This is a genomic window from Capnocytophaga sp. oral taxon 332 str. F0381, from assembly GCF_000318275.2.
GTDB classification, from domain to species: domain Bacteria; phylum Bacteroidota; class Bacteroidia; order Flavobacteriales; family Flavobacteriaceae; genus Capnocytophaga; species Capnocytophaga bilenii.
On record NZ_KB291274.1, the window covers coordinates 1 to 933 of the forward strand.

Sequence of the window (933 nt, forward strand, 5' to 3'; positions counted from 1 at the left end):
AAAAAGTATCAGAACTAAAGGATAAATATTTAATGAATTTAAAAAAATATCCTTTAAGTGCAAAAGATTAGTGGGAAATCTTGCCTCTGCCACCTATAACCAAACAGAGACGATTTATAAAGTTCCTGATGCCGTCGGGAACTTATACTGAGGGACCATACTATAAAATATCAACTAGTTCAAAAGGAACAATAAAAGTTATAGATCCAACAGATTATAAATATCAAGGAGACAATTGTCTCTTCTATGATTATAATGGTAATAGAGGACATTTTATAGAAAATGGAATAGATGAAAAAGGTAAAACTACATATATTTGGCAGGAATTAGAACACAATCATTAAGAGTTATGTCAAGAGATTTTTTTTGTCAAGAAATAAATCCAAATTATATAGGAAATATATGTTTGGAACAACCATTAGAAAGCCTTCAAGATGTATGGAAATATGGCTATAAGAATGGTATTTTAGATATAGAGTTATCTAATAATTTTTTCTTAAGGTTTTCATTTGATGAAAATCTTATTGTAAATATCAATTTATTTAAAAATAAAATTGCACAAATATCTGTTTTAAATAATTATTTAGGTAAATTTAAAGGTATAGGAATAGGAAGTACACTTGGAGAATTATTGAAAAAATACCCCAATATTATATATGATAATGATGAAAATTTTTTTATTATTCCTGAATATAAGAGTGTCTGTTTTTTCTTTGAAAATCCATATGAAAAGGAACAATTAGATAATAAAGTAGAGGAAATAACTTTGAACTCTTACGAACTTATAAAATATCCTTTTTAAATTTTATTAAAAACGTCCTATTTTATATGAATTTTTATCCGATACTTTAGGGCGGATTGGGAAAAATTATTGGTAGTAGGATGAGCCTATAACAGAAAATCTTATCACTTGGGTGTTTGATGAGAACTCCT

Annotated in this window: 1 protein-coding gene; it reads left to right on the forward strand. The window is 26.6% G+C overall.

Annotated elements, in window-relative coordinates:
* Nucleotides 1-316: 316 nt before the first annotated feature.
* Nucleotides 317-802, forward strand: coding sequence for a hypothetical protein (locus HMPREF9075_RS02980; protein WP_157049204.1), 486 nt, complete (start codon nucleotides 317-319; stop codon nucleotides 800-802).
* The last annotated feature ends 131 nt before the right edge of the window (nucleotides 803-933 follow it).